This is a genomic window from Frigoribacterium sp. 2355, assembly GCF_054060695.1.
In genome coordinates this window covers 266314-293292 of the sequence record NZ_JBSSDL010000004.1, presented here as the reverse complement: position 1 = coordinate 293292, position 26979 = coordinate 266314, and the positions used below count along the sequence as shown (strand labels likewise).

Here is a 26979-nt window from a genome sequence, read left to right as displayed (position 1 = left end):
CCACCCGTGAACGCAGCCACCCCCTCCTCCGAGCCCGTCGACCCCCGCGAGCCCGTCGACCCGGCCGACCGCAATGGCACCTTCCGCTCCGAGTCGCTCGAGCTGGCCCTCGCCGCCCAGGACGCCGCCGCCGTCGCCTTCGCCCTGCGCCACGACGTGGTCGTCGTCCCGAAGCTCGTGATGCCGGTCGACGCGATCGACACCGCCGACGGCGACGCCGCCCCCTCCACCGGCGGCCCCGACGACGGAGCCCTCCCCGACGAAGGCGACCAGGTCCGCGTCTTCGGCCGCGAGAACACCGACAAGCGCATCCTGCTGCTCTTCTCGTCGGACGACACCTACGCCGCGATGGTCCCCGACGACCCGAACCGTCAGGTCATGCTCTACGACGCGCTCTCGCTGCGCGCCTTCCTCGAGGCCCACCTCGACGTCATCGAGCAGGTCTTCTTCGACATCGCCGGCCCGCACACCATGGCCGCCAACCCGGAAGACCTCCTCAAGGCCCTCGGCTAGCGCACGAGCCCCCAGAGCCCAGGAGGCGCGGGTCGAGTGGTCCCGAATCGTCCTTCCCGGCGCGACGAGGGACGATTCGCGACCACTCGACCGGCCGCAGCGAACGTGAGCTCGGACCAGGACGATTACAGCGCGGGCAGCGCCTTCAGCATCCGCGAGTTGCCGAGCGTGTTCGGCTTCACCCGGGCCAGGTCGAGGAACTCCGCCACACCTTCGTCGGTCGACCGGACGAGCTCGCCGTAGACGTCCGGCGGCACGAGCCCCTCGTCGCCCACGTTGAGGTACCCGTGCTTCTCGAAGAAGTCGACCTCGAACGTCAGGCAGAACAGCCGGCCGATCTCGAGCTTGCGGGCCGCCCCTTCGAGCGACTCGAGGAGGCGGTGGCCGACCCCCTTGCGGATCCACGCGGCGTCGAGGGCGAGCGTGCGCACCTCGGCCAGGTCGTCCCACATGACGTGCAGTGCGCCGCAACCGATCGGCACCCCGTCGGGCCCGACCGCGATCTGGAACTCCTGCACGTCGCCGTACAGCGTCACGAGGTCCTTGCCGAGCAGGATGCGCTTCTGCACGAACGGCTCGCACAGCCGCTGGATGTGCGGCACATCACTGACGACGGCGTTCCGCACCGTGATGCCGTGCCGGTCGGCACCGCCGAGCGCGTCGGCACCGCCGAGCCGGTCGGCACCGCCGAGTCCGTCGGCACCGGTGGGCGCGTCTGCCGCGTCTGACATGGGACTCCCTCGAAGACCACGACCCGAGGAGGCGCGGGCCGCCGCCCAGCCTAGCGACGCGTTCGCGACCCGGCCCCGGGTACGCCGAAGGGCGGCCTCCACAGTGGAAGACCGCCCCGGGCGTCGAAGGCGACCCGCGCCTCCTTCGGTGTTGCTGTCGTGCAGGTGTTGCCGTCGTGCTGGTATCGCGCCTAGCTCTCGAGCTCGGGGGCGTCGCCCACGAGGACCTCTTCGCGACCCGGCTGACGCGAGGTGGCGAAGGTGAACTCTCCGTCGACGAAGTCGACCTGGACGTGGTCGCCCGCGTTGAGCTCACCCTGCAGGATGCGCTCGGACAGACGGTCCTCGACCTCGTGCTGGATCGCACGACGCAGCGGCCGGGCACCGAGCGACGGGTCGAACCCGATCTCGATGAGACGCTCCTTGGCGGACTGCGAGAGCACGGCCGTCATGTCGCGGTCGAGCAGACGGTCGGACAGGCGCTTGACGAACAGGTCGACGATCTGCAGAAGCTCTTCTTGGTTGAGCTGCGGGAACACGATCGTCTCGTCGACGCGGTTCAGGAACTCCGGCTTGAAGTGCTTCTTGAGCTCTTCGGTGACCTTCGAACGCATGCGCTCGTAGGAGGTCGCCGTGTCGCCCTCGATCTGGAAGCCGACGGGGCCGCCGGTGATGTCCTTCGTGCCGAGGTTGGTCGTCATGATGATGACCGTGTTCTTGAAGTCGACGACACGACCCTGACCGTCGGTGAGACGACCCTCTTCGAGCACCTGCAACAGCGAGTTGAAGATGTCGGGGTGGGCCTTCTCGATCTCGTCGAACAGCACCACGGAGAACGGCTTGCGGCGGACCTTCTCGGTCAGCTGCCCGCCTTCTTCGAAGCCGACGAACCCGGGAGGGGCACCGAACAGACGCGAGACGGTGTGCTTCTCGCCGTACTCCGACATGTCGAGCGAGATCAGCGCGCCCTCGTCGTCGAACAGGAACTCGGCGAGCGCCTTGGCCAGCTCGGTCTTGCCGACGCCCGTGGGCCCGGCGAAGATGAACGACCCGGAGGGACGCTTGGGGTCCTTCAGGCCGGCACGCGTGCGGCGGATGGTCTTCGAGAGGGCCGCGATGGCCTGCTCTTGTCCGATGACGCGCTGGTGCAGGGCCTTCTCCATGAAGACGAGACGCGAGGTCTCTTCTTCGGTGAGCTTGAAGACCGGGATGCCCGTGGCCTGGGCCAGGACCTCGGCGATGATGCCCTCGTCGACGGTTCCGCCGGCTCCGGCCTCGCCCGAACGCCACGTCTTCTCGAGACGGAGGCGCTCACCGAGCAGCTTCTTCTCCTCGTCGCGCAGCGAGGCGGCCTTCTCGAAGTCCTGGTCCTCGATCGCGCCCTCTTTCTGGCCGCGGACGCCGGCGATGCGCTCGTCGAACTCGCGCAGCTCGGGCGGTGCGGACAGGATCGACAGACGCAGGCGGGCGCCGGCCTCGTCGATCAGGTCGATGGCCTTGTCGGGCAGGAAGCGGTCGCTGACGTAGCGGTCGGCGAGGTTCGCCGCCGCGACGATGGCGCCGTCGGTGATGGACACCTTGTGGAAGGCCTCGTACTTGTCGCGCAGCCCCTTGAGGATGTTGATCGCGTGGGGCAGCGAGGGCTCGTTGACCTGCACGGGCTGGAAGCGGCGCTCGAGGGCTGCGTCCTTCTCGAAGTGCTTGCGGTACTCGTCGAGCGTGGTCGCACCGATCGTCTGCAGCTCTCCACGGGCGAGCAGCGGCTTGAGGATCGACGCGGCGTCGATGGCGCCCTCGGCGGCACCCGCACCCACGAGGGTGTGGATCTCGTCGATGAAGACGATGATGTCGCCGCGCGTGCGGATCTCTTTGGTGACCTTCTTCAGGCGCTCCTCGAAGTCACCGCGGTAGCGGCTGCCGGCGATGAGCGAACCGAGGTCGAGCGAGTAGAGCTGCTTGTCCTTCAGCGTCTCGGGGACCTCGCCCTTGACGATCGCCTGGGCCAGGCCCTCGACGACGGCGGTCTTGCCGACGCCGGGCTCACCGATCAGGACGGGGTTGTTCTTCGAGCGACGGGAGAGGATCTGCATGACCCGCTCCATCTCTTTCTCGCGCCCGATGACCGGGTCGAGCTTGTTGTCGCGCGCGGCCTGCGTCAGGTTGCGACCGAACTGGTCGAGCACCTGGCTGCCGCCCTGCGCGCCCTGGGTCTGTTCGCCGCCCACGGCCACCGCCTCTTTCCCCTGGTAGCCGGAGAGGAGCTGGATGACCTGCTGGCGGACCCGGTTGAGGTCGGCGCCGAGCTTCACGAGCACCTGAGCGGCCACTCCTTCACCCTCGCGGATGAGGCCGAGCAGGATGTGCTCGGTGCCGATGTAGTTGTGGCCGAGCTGCAGCGCCTCGCGCAGGCTCAGCTCGAGGACCTTCTTCGCACGAGGCGTGAAGGGGATGTGGCCGGTCGGCTGCTGCTGGCCCTGGCCGATGATGTCTTGCACCTGCTCGCGCACGGCGTCGAGCGAGATGCCCAGCGACTCGAGGGCCTTGGCGGCGACGCCTTCGCCCTCGTGGATCAGACCAAGCAGGATGTGCTCGGTGCCGATGTAGTTGTGGTTCAGCATCTTCGCCTCTTCTTGGGCGAGGACGACGACGCGACGGGCACGGTCGGTGAATCTCTCGAACATCTTCTTTGCTCCCTAGGTGGCGGGGTGGTTGTCGCCACCGAATGTGCATCTGGCGCCCGCAGGGTTCGGCACCGGTTTACAGAGAGAGTAACCAGGCCCCGCGGCTTAATCTGCCCCTGTTCGCTGGGGGCATAGAGCAGTGCGCAGGCGGGCTGACGGGGCGCGCTGACAGGGGTGGCGGCTAGCCTCGCGTCCATGGGCAAGTTCACGGTCGGCCTCGTTCCGCACCCCACGAAGTCGGTGCTCGACAGCGTCGAGATCATCCGCGGCTGGACGACCCGCTCACAGGCGCACCTCGTCGCCATGACCTCCGACGCGGCACGGGTCGGCGACGGCGTCGAGCTGGTCGACGAGCGCACCTTCCGCGAGCGCGTCACCGTCGTGGTGGCCCTCGGCGGCGACGGCACGATGCTCGGCGCCATGCGGCTCGTCGCCGAACGTCCCGTGCCCGTGCTCGGGGTCAACTACGGCAACGTGGGCTTCCTGGTCGAGGTCGAGCCGCACGAACTGCCCGAGGCGCTCGACCGCGTCGGCCAGAAGCAGTTCTCGCTCGAGGCGCACCACGCCCTCGAGGTCACGCACTCGGCATCCGGCTTCGAGAACACCTACCTGGCCTTCAACGACGTCTCGGTGGCCCGCCGTCCGGGCGAGGGCGTCGTCTCGGCCGACCTCGTCCTCGACGAGACGCCCTACGGCTACTACAAGGCCGACGCGATCGTCGCGGCCACCCCCGCCGGGTCGACCGCCTACAACTACGCCGCGGGCGGGCCGATCCTGTCCCCCGCGATCGCGGCCGTCGTGGTCACCCCGGTGGCGCCGATGTCGGGCATCGACCGCTCGGTCGTCCTCGGCCCGCGAGAGAAGTTGCGCTTCGAGATCGGCGACGGCACGCACTCGGCCGCGCTCGAGGTCGACGGGCGCGTGGTCGCCGACGTCAGCGAGGGCTGCGTCATCAGGCTCGTGCTGCGGCGCGACGCCGGCCAGGTCATCCGGCTGGACGCCGACCGACACGGTCGCAAGGGCCGCCTGAAGCTCAGCCTGCTCGACCTGCCGTTGCGAGAAGACCAACTGCTCGAGCTCGTCCCCACCGACGTCCGGGCCCGCTTCCGCGAGCGAGCCGAACGCGCCGGCGGCCTCGCCGGCGTCGCCCACGACGACGACACCGCCGTCACCGGCATCAGCCCCCTGCACTGACGCGGCCGCCTCCGCTGCCCAGGGGCATCAGCCCCGGGCACCGACGCGCTCGCCTTCAGGAGGCGCGGTGCGCGGTGATCGCGCGCCGCGCCTCCTGCGTTCTGCCGCCGTCGTGCGGCCCGGGGCAGTCGTCACGAACGCGGGCGGGTTCGGCGCGGCCCCGGCCTAGTACACCTCGCCCAACGCCTCGGCGAAGACCTGCTCGGGGTCGCGGACGAACCCGCGCCGGGCGAACCAGGCGCAGACGTTGCGGCAGTCGCGTTCGAGCAGCTCGACGCCGGTCGGGTTGCTCGCGACGTCGACCAGCTGGGGCACATCGATGGCGACGACCCGTCCATCGTGGACGAGCAGGTTGTACGGCGAGAGGTCCCCGTGCGCGAAGCCGGCCCGGGCGAAGCCGATCACGATCTCGTGCACCTGCTCGAACAGCGGCCAGAGGGTGGCGCCGTCGTCCTTGAGCTGGGCGAGGCGTGGCGCGGCTTCGACCCCGTGCCCGACGAACTCCATCAGGATCTCGGTGCCGCTGATCTGAACCGGGTACGGCACGGCGACGCCGAGGGAGTGCATTCGGCAGAGTGCGTCGAACTCGGCCGCGGCCCAGAGCCCGGCCTGTACCCGGCGGCCGTGCGCCGAGCCGCGAGCCATCGCCCGGCCGTCGCGGGTGTTGCGGACCCGTCGGCCCTCCCGGTACTCCGACGAACGGTGGAAGTCGCTCTGCTCGGGCCCGCGGTACCGCTTCGCGGCCAGCAAGGAGGCGCGGGCTCCGTCACCGGCGCCCAGCACGACGACCGTCGGCACGGCTCGGTCGATCAGGTGGACGTCGGCCTCCTTGCCGGTCTTGACGACGCCGAGCTCGGTGTCGATCGCGGCCGCGGAGGTCACGACCCAGGCGGGCCAGGGCCGGGGCCCGCGTTCGGTGGGGGTGGCGGCCGGCCAGGTGGACCAGCGCTGGTCGGCGTCGGAGTCGGGGTCGACGGCGGAGAAGGTGGGGACGACGAAATCGTCGGAGAAGGACAAGCGGTGCTCCAGGGGAGGCGTGAGACCGGCCCGGCGGGCGCGACGAGCGTCGCGCGGCTGTCGCTACGGGCGGAGGGTCTCGGGGTGAGTGGGGTACGCGTGGCATGCGTTGACAGCAGTCATGCTCATCACCCCTCTCGTGGAGTGTCTCGTGGCCCGGCCACCTCGTGGCCCTGGTCCGCCCACGGTACCGCCCCGCGCCTCCCCTGTCGACGGTCGTTCTCCCGCCGGCCGCCGGTCGAGTGGTCCCGAATCGTTGCTCGTCCACGCCTGAAGGACGATTCGAGACCACTCGATCGTCGCCGTGCGTGACACGCGCGGGGCGCGGGGCGCATGACGCGCGGGCGCCGGGCGCGACGCGCCTCATGACAGCAAGCGACGGACGCGGGCGACGAGTTCGTCCGCCCGGCGCCCGTGCAGGTCGTCGTCCGTGCACCGGACGGTGCGCCAACCGGCATCGGCGAACCTCTCACGGCGCCGGATATCCCGCCGAAACCTCGACGGGTCACGACGGTGCTCGTCGCCCTCGTATTCGATCGCGAGCCTGCACCACGCGTACCGGAGGTCGGGCTTGCCGAGGTATCGCCCGTCCTGGTCGTACGTACGGATGTTGATCTCGGGTTCGGGGAGTCCCGCCCGGGTCAGGAGCAGACGAAGTTCGGTCTCCTTCGGCGACTCGACCGCTGGCCGCACCACCGCTCGAGCCTCTCGCACGCTCGTGATGCCGCGAATTCGTCCGACCTCGAGGATCGCCCGGTCCAGCTCGTCGAGTGGCCGGCGCCGCGCCTCGGGCAGGGGCGACCACGATCCGGCGAGGGCGTCACCGATCCGGACGAGTTCGTCGAGGGACAACAGCTGCCCTGAGCGCACCCACGCCGAGATCGGCTCGACGACCGGGAGCCCGTCGACGAGTCCCAGCGGCTCGGGAGCAGCGCGATGTCCCACGACACCGTTCCGACGGACGCTGCGTCCCGTCGAACTGCTGACGTGCAGCGGCTCCTGTCCGCGGTCCACCCTGGCGGGGACGGGCAACCCCCAGAGCGCCAGGGCCGTGACGTGGGAGAAACACCACCCGTCGATCATGACCGGCACCAAGCCTCGGGCCCTGTCGGCGACGGTCTCGATCGGGTGTCCGTCGGCGGCGACCCTCACCCCGTGGTGTGGTCGCGCGAGATCCGGCCCCCGCATCCTCTCGGTACCGAGACCCGCGGCCCTGCCCTGCGCGACGGAGAAGGGCTGTTCGAGTTCTCGGGGGATGGCGATCCGGGGCATGACGCGACCTTGTCGGCAGAACCCGACCCGCACCTCCTCTCGTGACGTCTCTGTGCACGACCGCCCCCCTTCGCTCGTTGGGGACGAGCCGTTCGCGTCCCACCGAGCGGTCGAGTGGTCCCAAATCGTCCTTCATGACGCGGGGAAGGACGATTCGGGACCACTCGACCCCCGACGCGAGACGCGAGACCCGAAACGCGAGACGCGAGACGCGAGGGGCCCGGGCACGACGAAGGGCCGCCGCCCGGGGTGACCCGGGCGACGGCCCTGACGTGGTGCGGCCTGCGACCTACTGAAGGTAGAGCTGAAGGTCCTGGCTCACGGCCTTCGCGAACATGCGGAGGCGGGCACGGCTTTCGACGCGCGAGACGGCCTGGCGCGACGAGTGGACGCGCTTCGAGATCTCGTCGAGGGTCATCGGCTGGTCGTCGTCGAGGCCGAAGCGCATGCGGATGACGCGCGCCTCGTCTTCGGGCAACGTCGCCACGAGGGCGTGCATGTCGCGGTTGAGCAGCGAGCTCTCGGTGGCCTGCGTGGGCGACGGGGTCTCTTCGTCCTCGATGAAGTCGCCCAGTTCGCTGTCTTCCGCATCGCCGACGACGGTGTGGATCGACACCGGCTCGTGCGAACGGGACTTCAGCTCGATGAGGTCGGCGACGTCCATGGCGACCTCTTCGGCCACCTCGTCGACGGTGGGCGCACGGCCCAGGTCGACGGTCAGGTCACGCTCGGCCCGCGAGATGCGGTTGATGCGCTCGACGGTGTGCACCGGGATGCGGATGGCGCGCGCCTTGTCGGCGAGGCCGCGGGCGATGGCCTGGCGGATCCACCACGTGGCGTAGGTCGAGAACTTGTAGCCCTGCGTGTAGTCGAACTTCTCGACGGCACGGACGAGGCCGAGGTTGCCCTCCTGGATGACGTCCATGAAGGGCAGGCCGCGCTGCGTGTAGCGCTTGGCGATGCTGACGACGAGGCGGAGGTTCGCGGTGATCATGCGGTCCTTCGCACGCTCGCCGTCGTGCTGCAGCCAGCGGAGGTCGCGGAGCATCTCGGCGTGGGCCTTGGTGCGGTTCTTCTTGACCGCGTCGGCCGCCTGCAGCTCTTTGAGCTTCTCGCCGGCGAACAGGCCGACCTCGATGCGGCGGGCGATCTCGGTCTCTTCCGCTGCGTCGAGCAGCGGCATGCGGCCGATGTGGCGGAGGTAGTCGCCGACCTGGTCGGTGGAGGCCCCTCGGACCTGCGACAGGACCTCGACCTCGGTGTCGTCGGTTGCTGTGGTGGTGTTGCGCGTGGTGACGGAAGTGGTCGTCATCGTTCTCTCCCTGCTCGAGTACTGACCTGGTGTCGCGTCGATTAGTTCGTGAAGCTCGTCGGCGTACTTCGAGTCTGGCGTGCGGGGGCGTGCGGAAAAAAGCTGGTGCAGGCCCTGACGGGACTACTCCGAGCGCACATCCAGAGTTTCGACGCCGACGGGGTACGAAGGCGAACGACGTTTGACAGCAGCCCGGAACGGGTATAGGCGGCCGCTATCACGCCGGGGGTACACATTCCCAGGTCGCTCACCGGAAACTCGGCGGCCGATCTGTCGGGGTACGACGAACGGCACCGCGAGCCCAGGAGGCGCGGTGCCGTGACCTGAGGACGCCGGCGTCACCGGCGCGCCCGTCACCGGCGCACCCCTCGGCGACCACCCGGTGGCGGGAGAGGCCGGACTAGACCGCGCGGCGGCCCGAGCGGTCGGACAGGTCCGACCGGTCGGACAGGCCCGAGGTACCGGTCGCGCCGGCGCGGCCGGACAGCTCACGCGACTCGGCGCGCTCTTCCGCCTCGGCCCGGGCGCGCTCTTCGGCCTCGACCTTGGCGTAGGCGGCCCGCTCGGTGCGGTCGGAGCGCAGCAGTGCCCGGACGATGAACCAGAAGATGAGGCCCACGAGGATGGTGGGCGTCACGGAGAAGACGATGGCTCCGGCAAGGGACTCAGGCACCCGACCAGGGTACGTCGCCCTCCCGGGGAAAACCACGTGCACCTCTCGACGCCGAGACGACGGAGGCGCGGGGCCCGACCGGCACCGCGCCTCCTGCACCCGACGCGCGAGCGCCCGTACCCCCGCGCGAGCGCGGGCGCGGGCGCGAACGCGAGCGCGGGCGCTACTTGACCAGCGGGAAGAGGATCGTCTCGCGGATGCCGAGGCCCGTGATCGCCATCAGGAGGCGGTCGATGCCCATGCCCATGCCGCCGCTCGGCGGCATGCCGTGCTCGAGTGCGGTGAGGAAGTCGTCGTCGAGGCGCATGGCCTCGGCGTCACCGCGGGCCGAGAGGGCGGCCTGCTCGACGAAGCGCTCGCGCTGGATCACGGGGTCGACCAGCTCGGAGTACGCGGTGGCGAGCTCGAAGCCGCGGACGTAGAGGTCCCACTTCTCGACGACGCCGGGCTTCGAGCGGTGCTGGCGGACGAGCGGGCTCGTGTCGACCGGGAAGTCGACCACGAAGGTCGGGCGGTCGAGCGACGGCTTGACGAACTGCTCCCAGAGCTCTTCGACGAGCTTGCCGTGGGTCTCGTGCGGCACGACCAGGTCGACGGTGGCGGCGAGCGCCTGCAGGTCGGCGACGGTGGTCGACGGCGTGATCTCGACTCCGGCGGCCTCGCTGAGCGACTCGTACATCGGCACGCGGGCCCACTCGCCGCCGAGGTCGTACTCGGTGCCGTCGGCGAGGGTGACGAGGTGCGAGCCGGAGACGGCCATGGCGGCGTTCTGCACGAGCTCTTGGGTCAGGCGGGCCATCTGGTCGTAGTCGCCGTAGGCCTGGTACGCCTCGACCATCGCGAACTCGGGCGAGTGCGTCGAGTCGGCGCCCTCGTTGCGGAAGTTGCGGTTGATCTCGAAGACGCGGTCGATGCCACCGACGACGGCCCTCTTGAGGAACAGCTCGGGCGCGATGCGCAGGTACAGCTCGGTGTCGAAGGCGTTGCTGTGCGTCTGGAACGGTCGGGCCGCGGCGCCGCCGTGCATGGTCTGCAGCATGGGCGTCTCGACCTCGAGGTACTCGTACGAGTCGAAGGTGCGGCGCAGCGACGAGACCGCGGCGGCCCGGGCGCGGACGGTGGCGCGGGCCTGGTCGCGCACGATCAGGTCGAGGTAGCGCTGACGCACGCGCGTCTCCTCGCTGAGCTCGGAGTGCAGGTTCGGCAGCGGCAGGATCGCCTTGGCCGCGATCGACCACTCGCCGACCATGATCGACAGCTCGCCGCGACGGGACGAGATGACCTCGCCCTTGACGAAGACGTGGTCGCCCAGGTCGACGAGCTCTTTCCAGTCGGCGAGGCGCTGCTCGCCGACCTCGGCGAGCGAGACCATGGCCTGGATTCGGCTGCCGTCGCCGGCCTGGAGCGCGGCGAAGCAGAGCTTGCCCGTGTTGCGGGCGTGCACGACGCGACCGGCCAGCCCGACGACGTCACCCGAGCGGCTGTCGGTCTCGAGCTCGGCGTACCGGGCGCGGACCGCACCGATCGTGTCGGTGATCGGCACGCCGACCGGGTACGCCTCGACGCCGGCCTCGAGCAGGCGGGCGCGCTTGTCGAGCCGCACCTGCTTCTGCTCCGACGCCTCGCGCGCGGCGGTGGCCGCCTCGTCGTCGGGGGTGGTGGTCGGGTCGGGCGCGGCGGTCATGTGTCAGGTGCTCCTGGGGTGGTGGAGGGGGGGCGGGAGGCGCGGGCCGGGTCAAGCGCGCGGGTCACCGAACGCGGTGGGGCCGTCGTCGAACGAGGCCATGTCGATGGTACCGGGGCCGGCCGCGCCCCCGGCCTCGCCGAGGGCGGCGTCCATGGCCGACCGCATCAGCGGCGCGAGCAGCCGGCCCGGCTCGGGCAGGCCCAGCTCGGTCAGCAGTCCGACCGACTGCGCGACGATCGCGGCCGAGAACTCGGTGGCCGTCGCGATGGCCTCGGCGTAACGCGGCCGGTCGGCCTCGGCCACGATGACGGGCTCGGCTCCCATCTCGACGACGAGCGCCTGGCCGATCGGCTGGACCGGGGTCGGCGCGGTGACGGCGCACCAGGCGTCGCGCAGCCGGACGAGGTCGATGGTCGTGCCCGTGAAGGCGAGGGCCGGGTGGATCGCCAGCGGGATCGCCCCCGACGAGAGGGCGGGCCGGAGCACCTCGAGCCCGTGCCGGGGCGAGGTGTGCACGACGAGCTGGCCGGGCTGCCAGGTGCCCGTCGCGGCCAGGCCCTGGACGAGGTCGGCCAGCTGGTCGTCGGGGACGGCGAGCAGGACGAGCTCGCTGCGCTCGACGATCTCGGGCACGGTCAGCACGGGCACGCCCGGCAGGATCGCCTCGGCTCGGTCGCGGCTGCGCTCGGACACGGCCGAGATGCCGACGATCGCGTGACCGGCGGCGGCGAGCGCGGCACCGAGCACGGGTCCGACCCGACCGGCGCCGACGATGCCGACGCCGAGACGGCCGCTGCGCCGGTCGGCGCCGCGCGCGGTCGGCCGGGGGTCGCGCGGTGCGGCGCGTGGGCCACCGAGGGACGGGCCACCGAGGGAGGGGCCGCCGGTCGACGGGTCGGTCACGGGGTCTCCTCGCTCCAGCGGTGGGTGCGGTCGGCGTGGGCGGCGGCGACGGCCTCGCGACCGGCGGTCGTGAAGAAGCCGAGGGCGTCGTCCTGGTCGAGTGCGCCGATCTCGGCGACGATCGGCCCCTGGACCGTGTGCAGGTGCACGGTCGCGAGGCGGAGCCGGCGGCGCAACGGACCCTGCACCAGGCCGACGCTCTGCACCCGGGGCAGCGGCACGATGACGAGCTGGCGCCAGATCGCGCCCTTGCGCAGCAACAGCGCACCCGGCGCCGAGCGGAACCCGTTGCGCCGCCACGAGAACCAGCGCAGCACGGCGGCCCGGCGCGGAGACACGGTGAAACCGCCGTCGGTGCCGCTCGACCTGAGCCCGCCCTCGACGAGCGACAGGGTGTGCTCGGTGGTCGCCTCGACGGCGTCGCGGACGGCAGGAGGCGCGGCAGCGCCGGTCGCGGACGTCTCGTCGTCGGTCCCCTCACCCCCGACGGCAGGAGGCGCGGCCTCGCCGGTCGAGGAGGCGTCGGCCACCGGGACCGCCGCGGAGGCGACCGCCTCGGGGGCGTCCGCCGGTGCGGGCGACCCGGCCCGCGCCTCCTCGGCGGCGACGCCCACGGCGGCCACGCCGACCAGCTCGGGCAGGACGAGTTCGAGGACGCGGCGGACGTCGTCCTCGTCGCCGACCGGCAGGATCGTCGTGTTCTCCTGCCCGGCGGCACCCTTCGTGCTCGAACGCGAGGCGCGGTTGATCTTGACGTCCCACCAGCCGAACGGGCGCCAGAGCAGCGGTTGGCTGACCTTGATCGAGTGGATGCGGCCGGGCGGCAGCGTCTCGTTCGAGGTCGAGAAGAGGCCGTAGCCGATGCGGACTCCGTCGCGCGTGCCGGCGATCGTGTAGCGCAGCGACTTCGTGATGCGGTTGACGTAGAACCCGCCCGAGCCGAGCACGGCCGGCAGCAGCACGAAGAGCAGGAACCACTCGCCCGTCGTGACCACGCTGATCACGATCGCCACGACCGCCGCCAGGAGGAACAGCGTGTAACCGCTCAGGACGGTCGAACCGATGAGGCGACCGGGCGAGAGGGCCACGACCGACCGGGGCGGTGCCTCGTCGGGGTCGAGCTCGGGTGCGAGGAACTCGTGGGCGCGCTGCTCGACCAGACCGCCGAAGCCCTGCCGGTGCGGGGCGGGGGCGCCGGTCCGACCGGGGGTCGAGGTCCCGGCGACGGCGGCCACGTCCGTCGCATCGCCCGTGCCCGCGCCTCGCGCATCGACCGGCGCACCGGGCGCGCTCGGGGCCGGGGCGTGCGTCTGCTGCGCCCCGCCCGCGCGCCGCAGGATCTCGCGGCGCAGGTCGTCCGCGGACGCCGACCGCAGGTAGGCGAGGGTGACGTTGGCGTCCTGCCCGGCCTGGGTGACCTCGAGCTTGGCGGCGCCGAAGACGCGGGCCAGCAAGGGACGCTGGATGTTGATGCCCTGGATGCGGTCGAGCCGCGCCCGCCGGTTCGTGCGGAACACGATGCCGCTGCGGACCTCGACGACGTCCTCGCCGACCCGGAAGGTGTGCATGCGCCACGACAACCAGAACCCGCCCACGAACAGGGCGATCACCACGACCACGGCGAGCAGCAGCAGGCCCAGCCAGCCCTTGTCGACGACGTACCCGAACGGGTCGCCCTCGTCACCCCGCCGACCGCCGGGCACGAACAGTTCGACCACGTACTCGCGCGCGTTGTTGAACAGGATGACGAGCACCGCGGCCAGGGCGATGCCGCCCTTGAGCAGCGGGGTGGCCGGGTGCAGGCGGTGCCACTCGCCGTCGGTGAGCGCGGCGACGTCCGGAGGCGCGGGTCGGCCCCCGCCGCCGTCCGCCCCGGTGCGGGGGTCGCTCACAGGCCGGCCCGACGCGATTCGGCCAGCTCGACGAGGCGGTCGCGCAGCCGCTCGGCCTCGTCGGCGGGGACGCCCGGGATCGTCACGGCCGACGCCGCGGCCGCGGTGACGAACTTCAGGTCGCTGAGGCCGAGCGCCCGGACGACCGGGCCCCGGTTGATGTCGATGAGCTGCATGCGCCCGTAGGGCACTGCCACGACGCGCAGGTACAGGATGCCCTTGCGCAGCAGCAGGTCGTCCTCGCGCAGCTGGTAGCCGATCGCTCGGACGCGACGGGGGGTCAGGGCGGCGACCACGACGGTGACGACCACCACGACGGCGGTGATCGCGTAGGTCCACCACTGGCCGATCAGCCAGAGCGGGACGGTGGCACCGGCCACGATCAGGCCGGTGACGAGGTAGCCGATCAGCTCGGGCCAGACGTACTTGGGCGAGACGCGGTTCCACTCGGCGTCGGGGATGTCGAGTCGGTCCATGTCGGCGTCTCTTCCGGTCGGCAGCGGTCGGTCGGCGGTGGTGGGACCGCAGGCGGTCAGACCGCCTGTGTGCCCGAGCCCTGGCCGTGCTCGTCGTCGGCGGGCGGGACGGTGCACATGCGCTCGGCGACGATGCCGGCCACCAGCAGCCCCGCACCGCCGACGACGGCGACGATCGCGGGCACGAGCGAGCCTACAGCGACCCCCACGCCACGGGACAGGACGAACAGCAGGACTCCCCCGGCGAAGCCGCCGAACAGGGCACCGGCCAGGCTGCTCGCCTTGGCCAGCAGCAGCACGCGGGTCGCGTAGTAGGGGTCGACGCGTTCCTTGCTCGACCCGGTCGCGACCCGGTGCACGGGCACGGCCATCGAGACGACGACGCCGCCGATGCCGAGCAGCACGAGGCCGAGCGCGAAGGGCAGCACGATCGAGGGCTGACGCATGGCGACCAACACCGAGTCGAGGACGAAGCCGGCGGCCACGGCCACGATGATCAGGCCGACCAGGGTGGAGGGGCGGGTGTGCTTCACGGGGCTCCTGGGCTGGGGTCGGTGGTCGGGTCGTGCGCGAACCCGTGGTCGGACGTGGTGTCGAGCAACGGGGGCTCGGGCGCGGGGTCCAGCAGCGAGGTCGCTCCCGGCACGGGACGGGTGCGCTCGGTGAGCCGGGACGCCAGGTCGGCGACCCGCCCGGCTCCGGCGAGCCGCGCCTCCGGGTCCAGCTCGAGCCAGGGCTCGAGCACGAACGCGCGCTCGGCGGCGCGGGGATGCGGCACCTGCAGGCGCTCGGTGTCGATGCGCTCGTCGTCGAGGGCGACGACGTCGAGGTCGAGGGTCCGGTCGCCCCAGCGCACCTCGCGGGTGCGCCCGTGCGTGGCCTCGATCGCCTGCAGCGCGTCGAGCAGGGCGTCGTCGTCGAGCATGACGTCGGCGAGCAGCACGGCGTTGAGGTAGGTCGGCTTGCCCGGATCGAGGCCGTCGAGCGTGACGGCGGTCGACGACACGGGCGCGGAGGCCGCGACGACCGTGATGCCGGGGGTCGCGTCGACGGCCCGGACGGCCTCGCGCAGCAGGGTGTCGCGATCGCCGAGGTTCGAGCCGAGGGCGATCACCGCACGCCGGACGCGCGGCGCGGCCGTGCTCGACGCACCGGTGCTCGGGCCGCCCGTGCTCGGGCCGCTCGTGCTCGGGCCGCTCGTGCTCGGGCCGCTCACGCGCGCTCCCGGCTGATGGTGATCGACACGTCGCCGAAGGGCACGGTGATCGGGGCGCCCGGCTTGTGCACGGTCACCTCGGTCGAGACCGCCGCACGGTGCGCGAGCACGACGCCGGCGAGGCGCTCGGCGAGGGTCTCGATCAGGTCGACCGGGTCGCGCTCGACGGCGGCCACGAGTTCTTCGGCCAGGACGCCGTAGTGCACGGTCTCGCCGAGGTCGTCCCCGGACGCCGCCGGGGTGGTGTCGAGGTGCACGACGACGTCGACGACGAACTCCTGCCCGTCACGGCGCTCGTGGTCGAAGACGCCGTGGTGGCCGGTCGCCCGGACGCCGCTGAGGCGCAGCACGTCGAGGCCGGTCGCCCGGAGGACCGGCACGGGCCCGCCGACCGTCTCGTGCTCGGGGACCGACTCGGGCTCGTGCTCGGTGACCGGCTCGGGCTCGCACGCGGGCAGGCCGTCGGGCCCGCTCACGACGCCGGTCACGCGTGCCTCGCCGGTCGGCGGGGAGCCACCGCGGCCTCGGTCCAGGCCTGCAGCACGTCGAGGGCGACGCGGGTGCCGGCGACGTCGTGGACGCGCACGCCCCAGACGTCGGCCTGGGCCGCCAGCACGCTGATCACGGCGGTCGCGGGGTCGCGGTCGGTGGGCGGCGCCCCCTCGGGCAGGAGGTCGGCCAGGAACCGCTTGCGCGACGCGGCGACGAGCACGGGCAGGCCGAGCCGGCCGACCACGTCGAGGTGGGCGAGCAGCTGCCAGTTCTGGGTGGCGTCCTTGGAGAACCCCAGCCCGGGGTCGAGCACGATCGCGGACGGGTCGACGCCGCGGGTCACGAGGTCGTCGACCCGCGCGGCGAGCTCGTCGGCGACGGTGCCGACGACGTCGCCGTCGTAGTCGCGTGACGCCGCGGCGGGTGCCTGGCCCGAGCCGTCGAGTCGACCTCGCCAGTGCATGACCACGAAGGTGCGGCCGCTCTCGGCGGCGACCCGGGCCATGTCGACGTCGGCGAGGCCCCCCGACACGTCGTTGACGATCTCGGCACCGGCCTCGAGCGCGGCGGCGGCGGTCGACGCGTTCATCGTGTCGATGCTGACGCGCACCCCCTCGGCCGCGAGTTCTCGCACGACCGGCAGCACCCGGCGCAGCTCGTCGGCGGGCTCGACCCGAGAGGCACCGGGCCGGGTCGATTCGCCGCCCACGTCGACGATGTCGGCCCCCTGCGCGACGAGGGCGCGGGCATGGGCCAGGGCGGCGTCCATGTCGAGGTGACGACCGCCGTCGCTGAACGAGTCGGGCGTGACGTTGAGCACGCCCATCACCTGCGGGCCGGGCCGGCGAGCACCGGATCGGTCGCGCGACCGGCGGAGAACCGGTGCAGGAGGCGCGGCGTGCGACCCCGGGCCGGTCGCGACCCGGTCACGCACCGCGGGTGCCGCGTGCGAACCGGCGCGCTGCCGATCGGGTCGTGGCCGCGCCTCGAGCACGGGGTCGGCGTCGTCGAACGAGCGCTCGTGCAGCGGCCCCTCGAACCGACCGCCGGCCACGAGCCGACGTCCGGAGCGGACTGCGGGAACCGGCGCCTCGGCGGGGAGGCTCGTCGCGGACGTGGTCGCCGGCGTGTGCGTGACGGGCGGCAGCTGGGCCGGGGGACGGACGGCCGCGGTCTCGTTCTGCGCCAGGACGAGACGTCCTTGCGTGATCGGGCCCACGGCGAGCTCGTCGGCGGCTGCCCGGGCGGAGGCCGGGGGCGCGTCCACGACGACGTCGGCCGGGTAGCGCTCCCGACCGCGAGGTCGCTTCGACGGCACGGCGCCGACCTCGTGAGCCGCAGCGGGCGGACGTCCGTCGCCACCGGACGTGGCGGGGGTGCCGCGGGACGGGTCGGTCACGAAGCGGTACCTCCGTTCGGTGCTCGGGACGAGCCCTCAGGCTATCGACCGGCTGCGCCTGGGCGCAGCCGGTCGGGCCGATCGTGCGTCAGGCCGTGGCGATGCCGGGCGTCGTGCGGGGTGGGCGCGTGCGGGCCGGCTTGGTCGTCGGCTCGGAGTCGACGCCCCCGTCGACGGCTTCGGCGTCGACGGGCGACTTCGTCGGCATCGGGATCGCCGGGCGGTCGGACACCGGACGCTTGTCGCTCGAGAGCCACTGCGGGCGCTCGGGCAGCTTGCGGACGTCCTTGAAGATCTTCGCGAGCTCGTCGTGGTCGAGGGTCTCTTTCTCGAGCAACTCGCGGGCGAGGAAGTCGAGCACGTCGCGGTTGTCGTTGATGACCTCCCACGCCTCGTCGTGCGCCTGCTCGAGCAGCACGCGGACCTCGGCGTCGACCGTCTCGGCGATGTTCTCCGAGTAGTCGCGCGAGCTTCCGTCGCGGCCCATCATCATCTCGCCGGAGGCCTGGCCGAGCTTGACCGAGCCCACCTTGTTGCTCATGCCGTACTCGGTGACCATCTTGCGGGCGGTCGCCGTGGCCTTCTCGATGTCGTTCGAGGCACCGGTGGTCGGGTCGTGGAAGACCAGCTCTTCGGCGACACGGCCGCCCATGGCGTACGTGAGCTGGTCGAGCAGCTCGTTGCGGGTGACCGAGTACTTGTCCTCGAGGGGCAGGACCATCGTGTAGCCCAGGGCCCGACCGCGGGGCAGGATCGTGATCTTGGTCACGGGGTCGGTGTGGCGCATGGCCGCGGCGGCGAGGGCGTGGCCACCCTCGTGGTACGCGGTGATGAGCTTCTCGTGGTCGTTCATGATGCGGCTGCGGCGCTGCGGGCCGGCCATGACGCGGTCGACCGCCTCGTCGAGGGCACGGTTGTCGATCAGCTGCGCGTTGGAGCGGGCGGTGAGCAGGGCGGCCTCGTTGAGGACGTTGGCCAGGTCGGCACCCGTGAACCCGGGGGTCTTGCGGGCCAGCACCTCGAGGTTGACCGAGGCGGCGAGGGGCTTGCCCTTGCCGTGGACCTCGAGGATCTGCCGGCGGCCGTCGAGACCCGGAGCGTCGACGCCGATCTGGCGGTCGAAGCGGCCGGGGCGCAGCAGGGCCGGGTCGAGCACGTCGGGGCGGTTGGTCGCCGCGATCAGGATGACGTTGGTCTTGACGTCGAAGCCGTCCATCTCGACCAGCAGCTGGTTGAGGGTCTGCTCGCGCTCGTCGTTGCCGCCGCCGATGCCGGCGCCGCGGTGACGACCGACGGCGTCGATCTCGTCGACGAAGATGATCGCCGGGCTGTTCTGCTTGGCCTGCTCGAAGAGGTCGCGGACGCGGCTGGCGCCGACGCCGACGAACATCTCGACGAAGTCGGACCCCGAGATAGAGAAGAAGGGGACGCCGGCCTCGCCGGCGACGGCGCGGGCGAGCAGGGTCTTGCCGGTGCCGGGAGGGCCGTAGAGCAGCACGCCCTTCGGGATGCGGGCGCCGACGGCCTGGAACTTGGCGGGCTCTTTCAGGAACTCTTTGATCTCTTCGAGCTCTTCGATGGCCTCGTCGGCCCCGGCGACGTCGGTGAACATCACCTGCGGGGTCTCTTTCGAGGCGAGCTTGGCCTTGGACTTGCCGAACTGCATGACCTTGCTGCCGCCGCCCTGCATGGACGAGAGCAAGAACCAGAAGATGACGCCGATGATCAAGAACGGCAGCAGGATGCTGAGCAGCGACATGAACCAGCTGGTCTGCGTGACGGTGTCGTCGAAGTTCTCGAGGTTCGCGTCGGTGACGGCGTCGACGACCTCGGAGCCACGCGGCGTCGCGTAGTAGAACTGCTCGGCCTTGTCGCCGTCCTTCAGGACGAGGTCGACGCGCTGCTCGTTGCTGAAGATCGTCGCCGACTTGACCTTGTCGGCCTGGATCGCCTCGAGGCCCTTCTGGGTCGAGATCTGCGTCGTGCCCGCCCCGCTGATGAGGCTCCACCCGATGCCGATGCCGATGACCGCGATCACGATGTAGATGATCGGACCGCGGAAGAGTTTCTTGAAGTCCATGTCAGTACGGGCGACGCCCGACACCTTTCTGCAGGAAGAACGTGAGCAAAAGGGTACATCGGGGCTGCTATGCCCTGGATGGGTGTTCGCCGAGGGCTTGATCGGCCCCGCCCGGGAGCGGACCGCTAGCTGTAGACGTGCGGGGCGAGCACCCCGACACCGCGGAGGTTGCGGTACTTCTCGTCGTAGTCGAGGCCGTAGCCGATGACGAAGTCGTTCGGGATCTCGAAGCCGACGTACTTGACGTCGACGGCGACCTTGGCGGCGGCCGGCTTGCGGAAGAGCGCGAAGATCTCGACCGACGCCGCGCCGCGCTTCTGCAGGTTCTCGAGCAGCCACGACAGCGTGAGGCCCGAGTCGATGATGTCCTCGACGATGATGACGTCGCGGCCGTGCAGGTCGCTGTCGAGGTCTTTGAGGATGCGCACGACGCCCGACGACTTGGTGCCGGAGCCGTACGACGAGACGGCCATCCAGTCCATCGCCGAGGCCAGCTTGAGCTCGCGCGAGAAGTCGGCCATGACCATGACCGCGCCCTTGAGGACGCCCACCAGAAGCGGCTCGCGACCGGCGTAGTCGGCCTCGACCTGCCGGGCGACCTCGGCGATCTTGGCGTGGATCTGCTCTTCGGTGTAGAGCACGCTGGTCAGGTCGGCCTCGATGTCGCTGAGTTCCATGGTGGTGTCGTGCTCCAGGGGTCGTGGGGTGCCGAGGGGGATCTCAGGAGGCGCCGGTCGCCGAGAAGTGCAGCGCGCCTCCGGTGCGTTCCACTGTAATGCCCGGCAGCGACACCGCCCCCTGCCCGTGCCAGTCGGTCACCAGCCGGGCGACCTCGAGGGTCTGGACGCGGCTCAGCGAGACGCCGAACTCGCTCTGCACCGCGAGCCGGATCAGTCGCTGACGCAGGGCCGCCGGGTTCGCGGCGAGCCCCCGGACGTCGAGCGAGATGCCCGCCTCGGCGTGGTCGGCCAGCTCCTCGGCCAGTTCGTCGGCGAAGTGGTCGAGGGCGGACGAGTCCTCGCGCAGCGCGTCCGCCGTCCGCGCGAGCGCCTCGGTGATGCCCGGGCCCAGCTCGCGCTCGAGCATCGGCAGGACGGTCCGCCGCAGTCGCACCCGCGTGAAGGTCGGGTCGTCGTTGTGCGGATCGGCCCAGGCCTCGAGGCCGGCGTCGGTGCAGGCCGCCGCCGTGGTCGAGCGACCGACGACCAACAGGGGGCGGGCGTACAGGCCCGAGCGCGCCTCCATGCCGCTCAGGCTCGTCGCACCGCTGCCCCGGGTGAGGCCGAGCAGCACCGTCTCGGCCTGGTCGTCGCGGGTGTGGCCGAGCAGCACGGTGCGGGCACCCTGCTCGGAGGCGACGGACGAAAGCCCGTCGTAGCGGGCCGTGCGGGCCGCCGCCTCGGGACCGCCCTCGGTGCCCACCGAGACCCGGACGACGACGACGGGGTCGAGCCCCAGGCCGCGAGCCTGCTCGGCCGCGCGGGCCGCGACGCTGCGCGAGTCGCCCTGCAGGTCGTGGTCGACGACGACCGCCCCGGCGCGCAGCCCCGCACGCGGCGCCTCGAACGCGAGCCCCGCGGCGAGCGCGAGGGAGTCCGGCCCGCCGCTGAGGGCCACGAGCACGAGGTCGCCCTCGTCGTGACCGGACAAGGAGGCGCGCAGGGCTCGTCGGACGTCGGCCGTCGCGGGGGTCAGGCGGGGTCTGTCGGGCATCTTGTAACGTTAGCGACACCGCCGACCCGTCGGGTCGGACCCCCCAACGACGCATCGCAAGGAGCACACCCATGGCCGCGTACGACGCCGTGATCGAGATCCCCAAAGGCAGCCGCAACAAGTACGAGGTCGACCACGAGACCGGTCGCGTCTACCTCGACCGCGTCCTGTTCACCGGGTTCGTCTACCCGACCGACTACGGCTTCTTCGAGAACACGCTCGGCCTCGACGGCGACCCCGTCGACGTGCTCGTGCTGCTCGACTACCCGCTCTTCCCGGGCGTCGGGGTCAAGGTGCGCCCGGTCGGCGTCTTCAACATGACCGACGACGGCGGCAGCGACGCCAAGGTCATCGCCGTCCCCGCGAAGGACCCGCGCTGGGAGCACATCCAGGACGTCACCGACGTGCCCGAGTACCTCCGCCAGGAGATCGAGCACTTCTTCGAGCACTACAAGGACCTCGAGCCCGGCAAGTGGGTCAAGACCGAGGGCTGGGGCGACGCCGCCGAGGCCGAGGCCATCGTCGAGGCCGGCATCACGAAGCTGGCCGACGAGGGGCACTGACCTCCCCGGACCCCGGTACGACGAAGGGCCCGACACCACGTGGTGTCGGGCCCTTCGTCGTGCCGGGGTGCGGAGACGGCGCCTAGAGGCGGATGCCGCGGTCCGCCATGAACGGCTGCGGGTTCTGCGCGACGCCGCCGACGCGGGTCTCGAAGTGCAGGTGGCAGCCGGTCGAGTTGCCGGTCGAGCCGACGTGCCCGATCTGCTGGCCGGTGCCGACCGCCTGCCCGACGCTGACCATGATGCCGCCGTTCGGCTGGTGGCCGTACCCGGTCGTGACGCCGTTGCCGTGGTCGATCAGCACGAAGTTGCCGTAGCCGCCGTACCAGCCGGCGTAGCTGACGACGCCCGCGGTGGCGGCGTAGATGGGCGTGTTGCAGCCTGCGGCGAGGTCGGTGCCGGCGTGAAGGATGTACGCGTGCGTCACGGGGTTGACGCGCATGCCGAAGCCGCTCGAGATGTTGCCGCCGGCGGGGCGCGTCCAGCCCTGGGGCGAGACGACCCCGAGGGCCGTGCCGTTGGTCGCCGCCGCCGCGGCGGCCGCGGCGGCCCGTGACTCCTCGACGCCCTTCTGGTACTCGGCCTCGGTGTGGTCGACGTTGGTCTTCAGGGTCTCGAGCTGGGCCTGGAGCCGCGCCTGGTTCTCCTGCTGTGCGGCGAGGGCGTCGCTCGCGGCCTGGGCGGCGTCGTTCGCGTCGGCGAGGGCCTGCTGTGCCTCGTCGGCCAGCACGGCGAGGGCGGCCTCGGCGACGGCGGCCTGGTCGCTGAGCCCCTGTGCGGTGTTGCGGTCCTGCGTGGCCTGCGCGTAGATGCCGTCGGCCTGCTCGGTGAGCTTGCTCATCGCACCGAGCTTGTAGAGCAGCTGCCCGGCCTCCCCCGGGTCGGCGATCAGGGTGCCGCTGACGCCGTTGGTGCCACCGGAGCGACCGAGCTGCGCGGCGAGTTGACCCGCCCGCTCCTCGCTGGCCGCGGCCACCTGGTCGGCGGAGTCGGCCTGCGACTGCAGCTGGGCGGTCTTGTACTGGGCGTCGTCGTAGGCGGACTGGGCCTTCTGCAGCTCGTCACCGCGCTTCTCGGCCTCGGTGTTCGCGGCGTCGAGGTCGGCCTGCATCTGGGTGAGGATGCCCTCGAGGTTGGTGATCTCGGCCTGCTTCGCGGTCTCGTCGCCGCGAGCCTTCTGGACGTCCTCCCACGACGGGTAGGACGCGGCCGTGGCCGACGACGCGGGCAGTCCGACGACGCCGGCGGTGAGCAGCAGGGACGCGGCCGCCACGGTCACGACGATGCGGGCCAGGCGCGACGACGGAGCGAGCGGGCCCGAGGTGAGGCTCACGAGGCGCGGGCGCCCGGTGCGGCGGGTGGAGGTCATCGAGTGGTTCCGATTCATCGTGACGGCATCGAGCCCGGCCGGTCGCGCCGGGGTCGCCGTGCAGGACACGGTATCGCCGACGCCCGGTCCCGTACAGCGCCGCGGACGCGACGCCGCCGGACGGTCGACCGGCGGTCGACCCCGAACTCTCAAGAACGACTTGAAACTAGCCGTCGAGTCGGTGAACGCGGGGCAGCCGAGACGGAGTGGCGAGCGTGTCGCCCGACCACGACAGGGGACGAGGAGGCGCGCGCAGCACCCGCCGTCGCCCTCGTTTTGCTTTTCCCCGCGATCATCCGTATGCTCTGTGATCGGTTGCTATGACGTCCTCGGACACGGCCCCATCGTTTAGTGGCCTAGGACACCGCCCTTTCACGGCGGCAGCACGGGTTCGAATCCCGTTGGGGTCACCAGCACCACTGCAAGACAGCACCGAGGCATCACCTGCACCAATCACAACAGAACATCGAGTACGCTGTGTCACAGCAGCAAGTTTGGCCCTGTAGCGCAGTTGGTTAGCGCGCCGCCCTGTCACGGCGGAGGTCGCCGGTTCAAGTCCGGTCAGGGTCGCCAAGGCGAGTTCATCGCCTGGGGGCTTCGGGCCCTCACGGCTGGGTAGCTCAGTTGGTAGAGCGTTCGACTGAAAATCGAAAGGTCCACGGATCGATGCCGTGTCCAGCCACAGAAGGCCCCGCTCAGGCGGGGCCTGACTCGTTTAACGGCATGGCCGGTGGTGGGCACCGCGGCATGGCCGGTGATGGGCACCGCGGCATCGCCACTGGTGGGACCGTCTCGTGAGCATCGGCCACGACCCCGCGGTCGTCTCCCTCCGCAGCCGGTGGCTCGACCCGCTCGTCGCCGGACTCGCGGCCCTGCTGCTCGGGGCCGCGTTCAGCTGGGTGCCCTCGTACTGGAGCGACGAGGCCACGACGCTGCAGGTGGCGCGCCTCCCCCTCGGCGAGTTGCTGGCGTTCGTGTACCAGCGCGACGCGGTGCACACGGTCTACTACCTCTTCATGCACTTCTGGGTCGGCGCCTTCGGCGAGGCCGAGGTGGCCACGAGGTTCCCGTCGGCCGTCTTCGTCGGGGCCGGGGCGGCCGGGGTGCTCGTCCTGACGCGGATGCTGACGACCCGTCGCACCGCGCTGCTGGCCGCCGCGGTCTTCGCGGTGCTGCCCCGCTTCACGCTCGAGGCCGCCGAGGCCCGGCCCTACGCCCTGTCGGTCGCCCTGGCCGTCTGGGTCACCGTGCTGCTGCTCGTGGCCTCCCGGCGTCACCGCCGACGCTGGTGGATCGGGTACGGCGCGGTCCTCGCCGGGTCGATCGCGACCTTCGTCCCCCTCGGCCTGATCATCGTGGTGCACGGCGTGTTCCTGCTGCTGGCGCCGGCACAGCGCCGGCGACGCGGAGCCCGCCACCGCCTCCTCGGCTGGTCCGTCTCGACCGGGGCGGCGTTGTTCGTGACCTCGCCGGTCATCGGGACGGTCCTCGCCGAGCGCTCGCGCCTCCTGGGGGTGGCCGATCCGTCGACGGGAGCCGACGTCACCTGGTGGACGGTCCTGGTCGAACCGTGGTTCGTCACGGGCCTGGCCTTCGCCGTGGTCTCGGCGGTCCTGCTCATCCTGCTCGGCACCCGTCTCCGCGACCGCTCGCGGACGCCCGGCAGCGTGGTCTTGCTCGGCGCGCTCTGGGTCGCGCTGCCCGCCGGACTGCTGCTCGCACTGGGGCTCGTGCTGTCGCCCGTGTACACGTCGAGGCTGGTGACCTTCTCGGCACCCGGCATGTGCCTGCTGCTGGCCGTGGCCGTCACCGGCTTCCGACGGCGCTGGATCAGCATCGCCCTCGTCGCCCTGCTGGTGGCGGCCTCGGTGCCGACGTACGTGCTGCAGCGACTGCCCACCGGCAAGGGCGGCGGCAGCGACCTCTCGCAGCTCTCGAGCTACATCGAGAGCCAGGCGCGCCCGGGCGACGCGTTCCTGCTCGACGCGACCGGCACCGTGTCGACGCGACCCCGCCAGGCGATGTACGCCTACCCGGATCGATTCGCCGAGCTCGACGACGTGGCCTACGTCCGCTCGGGCCTGCCGTCGGGCTCGTACTCGGACGTCACCCTGCGCCTCGACGACGAGGACGACGCCGTCGAACTGGCCGACCGGCTGTCGTCGGTCGACCGCCTCTGGATCGCGCGGCTCTCCGTCGACGTCCTCAGCGAGGCCGACCTGCGGCAGCTCCGCGACCAGGGGTACGAGATCCGACAGGAGCACCGCACCGGTCGGAGCGTCGTCTACCTCTTCGCGCGACCGCCGGCCTGACGGCCAGGCCTGGTGGTCAGGCTCGACGGTCAGGCCTGGTGGTCATGCTCGACCCTCAGCGACGCAGCTCGAGGGTGCAGCACTTGACGCCGCCGCCGCCGAGCAGCAGCTCGGAGAGGTCGACGCCGATCGGGTTGTAGCCGCGCTCGCGCAGCTGACGCTCGAAGCCGGTCGCCCGGGCGGCGATCACGACGTTGTGGCCGTCCGAGTACGAGTTCAGTCCGAGGATGGCGGCGTCCTCCTCGCTGACGAGGATCGCGTCGGGGAAGCGCTGCCGCAGGATCGCGAGCGACGCGTCGTCGAAGGCGCTCTCGAGGTACGCGATGGTGTGGCGGCCGTCCACCGGCTCGGGGTCGAGCACGGCGATGGCGGTGTCGAGGTGGTAGAAGCTCGGGTTCACCAGGGTGAGGCTGACGACCTCGCGCCCGAAGACGCGACCGATCTCGTCGTGCGAACTCGAGTCGCTGCGGAAGCCCGTGCCGGCCAGGATGACGTCGCCGACCAGCAGGAAGTCCCCTTCGCCCTCGTTGGTCTCGGAGGGCTCGGCGACCTCGAAGCCCGCCGAGGCGAACCACCGCATGTAGGCCGGGCCCTCGGCCTGGCGCTCGGGGTAGGTGAAGCGCGCGCCGTAGGCGACGCCGTCGAGGACGAAGCCGCCGTTGGCCGCGTAGACCATGTCCGGCAGACCCGGTTCGGGGTCGATAAGCTCGACGTCGAACCCCAGGCCGACGTAGGTGTCGTAGAGGGTCTGCCACTGGGCCAGCGCCAGCGAGGTGTCGGTCGGCGTGGTGGGGTCCATCCACGGGTTGATCTTGTAGCTGACGGTGAAGTGCTCGGGCCGACACATCAAGATGGTGCGGTGGCTGGCCACGCGGGTCGAGTCCCCCACGGCGGTCGCATCGGGCAGGTCGGTGGGTTCGATCGTCAGGCTCACCGGATCAGTGTCACATCGTGGGCGCGCACGAGGCCGAGCTCTGACGCACTTTTCTTGCGTATTTGTCAGCCCTGGTGCAGCATTCGGGCGTACGATGCCGTGGTGGACAATCTCGACTACGGCATCATCGACCTCCTGCGCCAGAACGCCCGCGCAGGGTACGGCGACATCGGCGCCTCGGTCGGCCTCAGCGCCTCGGCGGTGAAGCGCCGCGTCGACCGCCTCGTCGCCGACGGCGTCATCAAGGGGTTCACCGTCCAGGTCGACCCCGCCGTCGACGGGCTCGGCACCGAGGCCTACGTCGAGCTGTTCTGCCGTGGCACCGTCTCGCCCCAAGAACTGCAGCGCATCCTCGGCACGGTCCCCGAGGTCGTCGACGCCGGTACGGTGACCGGCAGCGCCGACGCCATCGTCCACATGCGCAGCCGCGACATCCCGTCGCTCGAGGAGGCCCTCGAACGCGTGCGCAACGCCCCGAACGTCGACCACACCCGCAGCGCGATCGTGCTCTCGAAACTCATCAGCCGCCGCTCGGCCTGAGGCACGGCCC

24 protein-coding genes and 3 tRNA genes are annotated in these 26979 nt (G+C 71.4%); 8 read left to right on the top strand and 19 right to left on the bottom strand.

Features of this window, described 5'->3' with window-relative positions; genetic code table 11:
- Positions 1–6: 6 nt before the first annotated feature.
- Positions 7–513, top strand: a complete 507-nt coding sequence (locus ACVJ1F_RS07605; RefSeq protein WP_456885506.1) for an SseB family protein — start codon at positions 7–9, stop codon at positions 511–513.
- A 125-nt stretch (positions 514–638) separates the two neighbouring features.
- On the opposite strand, the gene ACVJ1F_RS07600 is transcribed toward ACVJ1F_RS07605, so the two are convergent.
- Positions 639–1244 (bottom strand): amino-acid N-acetyltransferase, encoded by a 606-nt coding sequence (locus tag ACVJ1F_RS07600; RefSeq protein ID WP_456885505.1) that lies wholly within the window; start codon positions 1242–1244, stop codon positions 639–641.
- A 191-nt stretch (positions 1245–1435) separates the two neighbouring features.
- Positions 1436–3925: an ATP-dependent Clp protease ATP-binding subunit gene (locus tag ACVJ1F_RS07595; RefSeq protein WP_159828242.1), complete on the bottom strand. Its 2490-nt coding sequence runs from the start codon at positions 3923–3925 to the stop codon at positions 1436–1438.
- 195 nt (positions 3926–4120) lie between these two features.
- Between ACVJ1F_RS07595 and ACVJ1F_RS07590 the strand changes: the two genes are divergently transcribed.
- On the top strand, positions 4121–5119 hold the full coding sequence (locus tag ACVJ1F_RS07590) for an NAD(+)/NADH kinase (protein WP_082460093.1): 999 nt from the start codon (positions 4121–4123) through the stop codon (positions 5117–5119).
- A gap of 165 nt (positions 5120–5284) precedes the next feature.
- Here the strand turns inward: ACVJ1F_RS07590 and ACVJ1F_RS07585 are convergent, their stop codons facing one another.
- The 15 genes from ACVJ1F_RS07585 to tilS all read right to left on the bottom strand — a co-directional run bounded on the left by ACVJ1F_RS07585 (position 5285) and on the right by tilS (position 21251).
- Complete coding sequence (locus ACVJ1F_RS07585; RefSeq protein ID WP_456885504.1) at positions 5285–6136, bottom strand: serine protein kinase RIO; 852 nt, start codon at positions 6134–6136, stop codon at positions 5285–5287.
- 363 nt (positions 6137–6499) lie between these two features.
- Entirely contained in the window at positions 6500–7219 is a 720-nt protein-coding gene (locus tag ACVJ1F_RS07580) for a hypothetical protein (RefSeq protein ID WP_456885503.1), read from the bottom strand.
- A 478-nt stretch (positions 7220–7697) separates the two neighbouring features.
- Positions 7698–8720 carry a sigma-70 family RNA polymerase sigma factor gene (locus ACVJ1F_RS07575; protein ID WP_056044073.1) on the bottom strand — a complete coding sequence of 341 codons (1023 nt, stop codon included), beginning with the start codon at positions 8718–8720 and terminating at the stop codon, positions 7698–7700.
- 400 nt (positions 8721–9120) lie between these two features.
- On the bottom strand, positions 9121–9393 hold the full coding sequence (locus ACVJ1F_RS07570; RefSeq protein ID WP_192125163.1) for a hypothetical protein: 273 nt from the start codon (positions 9391–9393) through the stop codon (positions 9121–9123).
- A gap of 163 nt (positions 9394–9556) precedes the next feature.
- Complete coding sequence (gene lysS / locus ACVJ1F_RS07565; protein ID WP_456885502.1) at positions 9557–11077, bottom strand: lysine--tRNA ligase; 1521 nt, start codon at positions 11075–11077, stop codon at positions 9557–9559.
- Between the two features lie 51 nt (positions 11078–11128).
- Entirely contained in the window at positions 11129–11983 is an 855-nt protein-coding gene (locus ACVJ1F_RS07560; protein ID WP_456885501.1) for a Rossmann-like and DUF2520 domain-containing protein, read from the bottom strand.
- Entirely contained in the window at positions 11980–13875 is a 1896-nt protein-coding gene (locus ACVJ1F_RS07555; RefSeq protein WP_456885500.1) for a PH domain-containing protein, read from the bottom strand. Before ACVJ1F_RS07555 ends, ACVJ1F_RS07560 begins: the two co-directional genes overlap by 4 nt.
- Positions 13872–14351 carry a PH domain-containing protein gene (locus ACVJ1F_RS07550; RefSeq protein WP_056044081.1) on the bottom strand — a complete coding sequence of 160 codons (480 nt, stop codon included), beginning with the start codon at positions 14349–14351 and terminating at the stop codon, positions 13872–13874. The genes ACVJ1F_RS07555 and ACVJ1F_RS07550 overlap by 4 nt, the downstream gene beginning before the upstream one ends.
- 56 nt (positions 14352–14407) lie before the next feature.
- The gene (locus tag ACVJ1F_RS07545; protein ID WP_056044083.1) at positions 14408–14884 is read right to left on the bottom strand and encodes a DUF3180 domain-containing protein; all 477 of its coding nucleotides are present in this window, start codon (positions 14882–14884) and stop codon (positions 14408–14410) included.
- Entirely contained in the window at positions 14881–15567 is a 687-nt protein-coding gene (gene folK / locus ACVJ1F_RS07540) for a 2-amino-4-hydroxy-6-hydroxymethyldihydropteridine diphosphokinase (RefSeq protein WP_456885499.1), read from the bottom strand. The genes ACVJ1F_RS07545 and folK overlap by 4 nt, the downstream gene beginning before the upstream one ends.
- The gene (gene folB / locus ACVJ1F_RS07535; RefSeq protein ID WP_456885498.1) at positions 15564–16055 is read right to left on the bottom strand and encodes a dihydroneopterin aldolase; all 492 of its coding nucleotides are present in this window, start codon (positions 16053–16055) and stop codon (positions 15564–15566) included. Before folB ends, folK begins: the two co-directional genes overlap by 4 nt.
- Positions 16052–16885 carry a dihydropteroate synthase gene (folP, locus tag ACVJ1F_RS07530; RefSeq protein ID WP_456885527.1) on the bottom strand — a complete coding sequence of 278 codons (834 nt, stop codon included), beginning with the start codon at positions 16883–16885 and terminating at the stop codon, positions 16052–16054. Before folP ends, folB begins: the two co-directional genes overlap by 4 nt.
- 661 nt (positions 16886–17546) lie before the next feature.
- Positions 17547–19538 (bottom strand): ATP-dependent zinc metalloprotease FtsH, encoded by a 1992-nt coding sequence (ftsH, locus tag ACVJ1F_RS07525; RefSeq protein WP_456885497.1) that lies wholly within the window; start codon positions 19536–19538, stop codon positions 17547–17549.
- A gap of 125 nt (positions 19539–19663) precedes the next feature.
- A complete protein-coding gene (hpt, locus tag ACVJ1F_RS07520; protein ID WP_056044086.1) occupies positions 19664–20215 on the bottom strand; it encodes a hypoxanthine phosphoribosyltransferase in 552 nt (183 codons plus the stop codon).
- 43 nt (positions 20216–20258) lie between these two features.
- Positions 20259–21251 (bottom strand): tRNA lysidine(34) synthetase TilS, encoded by a 993-nt coding sequence (tilS, locus tag ACVJ1F_RS07515; protein WP_456885496.1) that lies wholly within the window; start codon positions 21249–21251, stop codon positions 20259–20261.
- A 71-nt stretch (positions 21252–21322) separates the two neighbouring features.
- Between tilS and ppa the strand changes: the two genes are divergently transcribed.
- Complete coding sequence (gene ppa / locus ACVJ1F_RS07510; protein WP_456885495.1) at positions 21323–21814, top strand: inorganic diphosphatase; 492 nt, start codon at positions 21323–21325, stop codon at positions 21812–21814.
- Between the two features lie 82 nt (positions 21815–21896).
- Here ppa and ACVJ1F_RS07505 read toward each other — a convergent pair whose 3' ends face one another.
- Complete coding sequence (locus tag ACVJ1F_RS07505) at positions 21897–23183, bottom strand: M23 family metallopeptidase (protein ID WP_056044090.1); 1287 nt, start codon at positions 23181–23183, stop codon at positions 21897–21899.
- A gap of 337 nt (positions 23184–23520) precedes the next feature.
- On the opposite strand from ACVJ1F_RS07505, the gene ACVJ1F_RS07500 reads away from it, so the two are divergent.
- The 4 genes from ACVJ1F_RS07500 (at position 23521) to ACVJ1F_RS07485 (ending at position 25495) form a co-directional block, all read left to right on the top strand.
- Positions 23521–23596: transfer RNA gene (locus ACVJ1F_RS07500), tRNA-Glu, on the top strand.
- 83 nt (positions 23597–23679) lie between these two features.
- Positions 23680–23756 (top strand) — tRNA-Asp (locus ACVJ1F_RS07495).
- 36 nt (positions 23757–23792) lie between these two features.
- Positions 23793–23865: transfer RNA gene (locus tag ACVJ1F_RS07490), tRNA-Phe, on the top strand.
- Between the two features lie 112 nt (positions 23866–23977).
- Positions 23978–25495 carry a glycosyltransferase family 39 protein gene (locus ACVJ1F_RS07485; protein ID WP_456885494.1) on the top strand — a complete coding sequence of 506 codons (1518 nt, stop codon included), beginning with the start codon at positions 23978–23980 and terminating at the stop codon, positions 25493–25495.
- Between the two features lie 55 nt (positions 25496–25550).
- Here the strand turns inward: ACVJ1F_RS07485 and ddaH are convergent, their stop codons facing one another.
- Positions 25551–26429: a dimethylargininase gene (gene ddaH, locus ACVJ1F_RS07480; RefSeq protein WP_347342526.1), complete on the bottom strand. Its 879-nt coding sequence runs from the start codon at positions 26427–26429 to the stop codon at positions 25551–25553.
- A 102-nt stretch (positions 26430–26531) separates the two neighbouring features.
- Between ddaH and ACVJ1F_RS07475 the strand changes: the two genes are divergently transcribed.
- Positions 26532–26969 carry an Lrp/AsnC family transcriptional regulator gene (locus tag ACVJ1F_RS07475; protein ID WP_043593232.1) on the top strand — a complete coding sequence of 146 codons (438 nt, stop codon included), beginning with the start codon at positions 26532–26534 and terminating at the stop codon, positions 26967–26969.
- Positions 26970–26979: the final 10 nt, after the last annotated feature.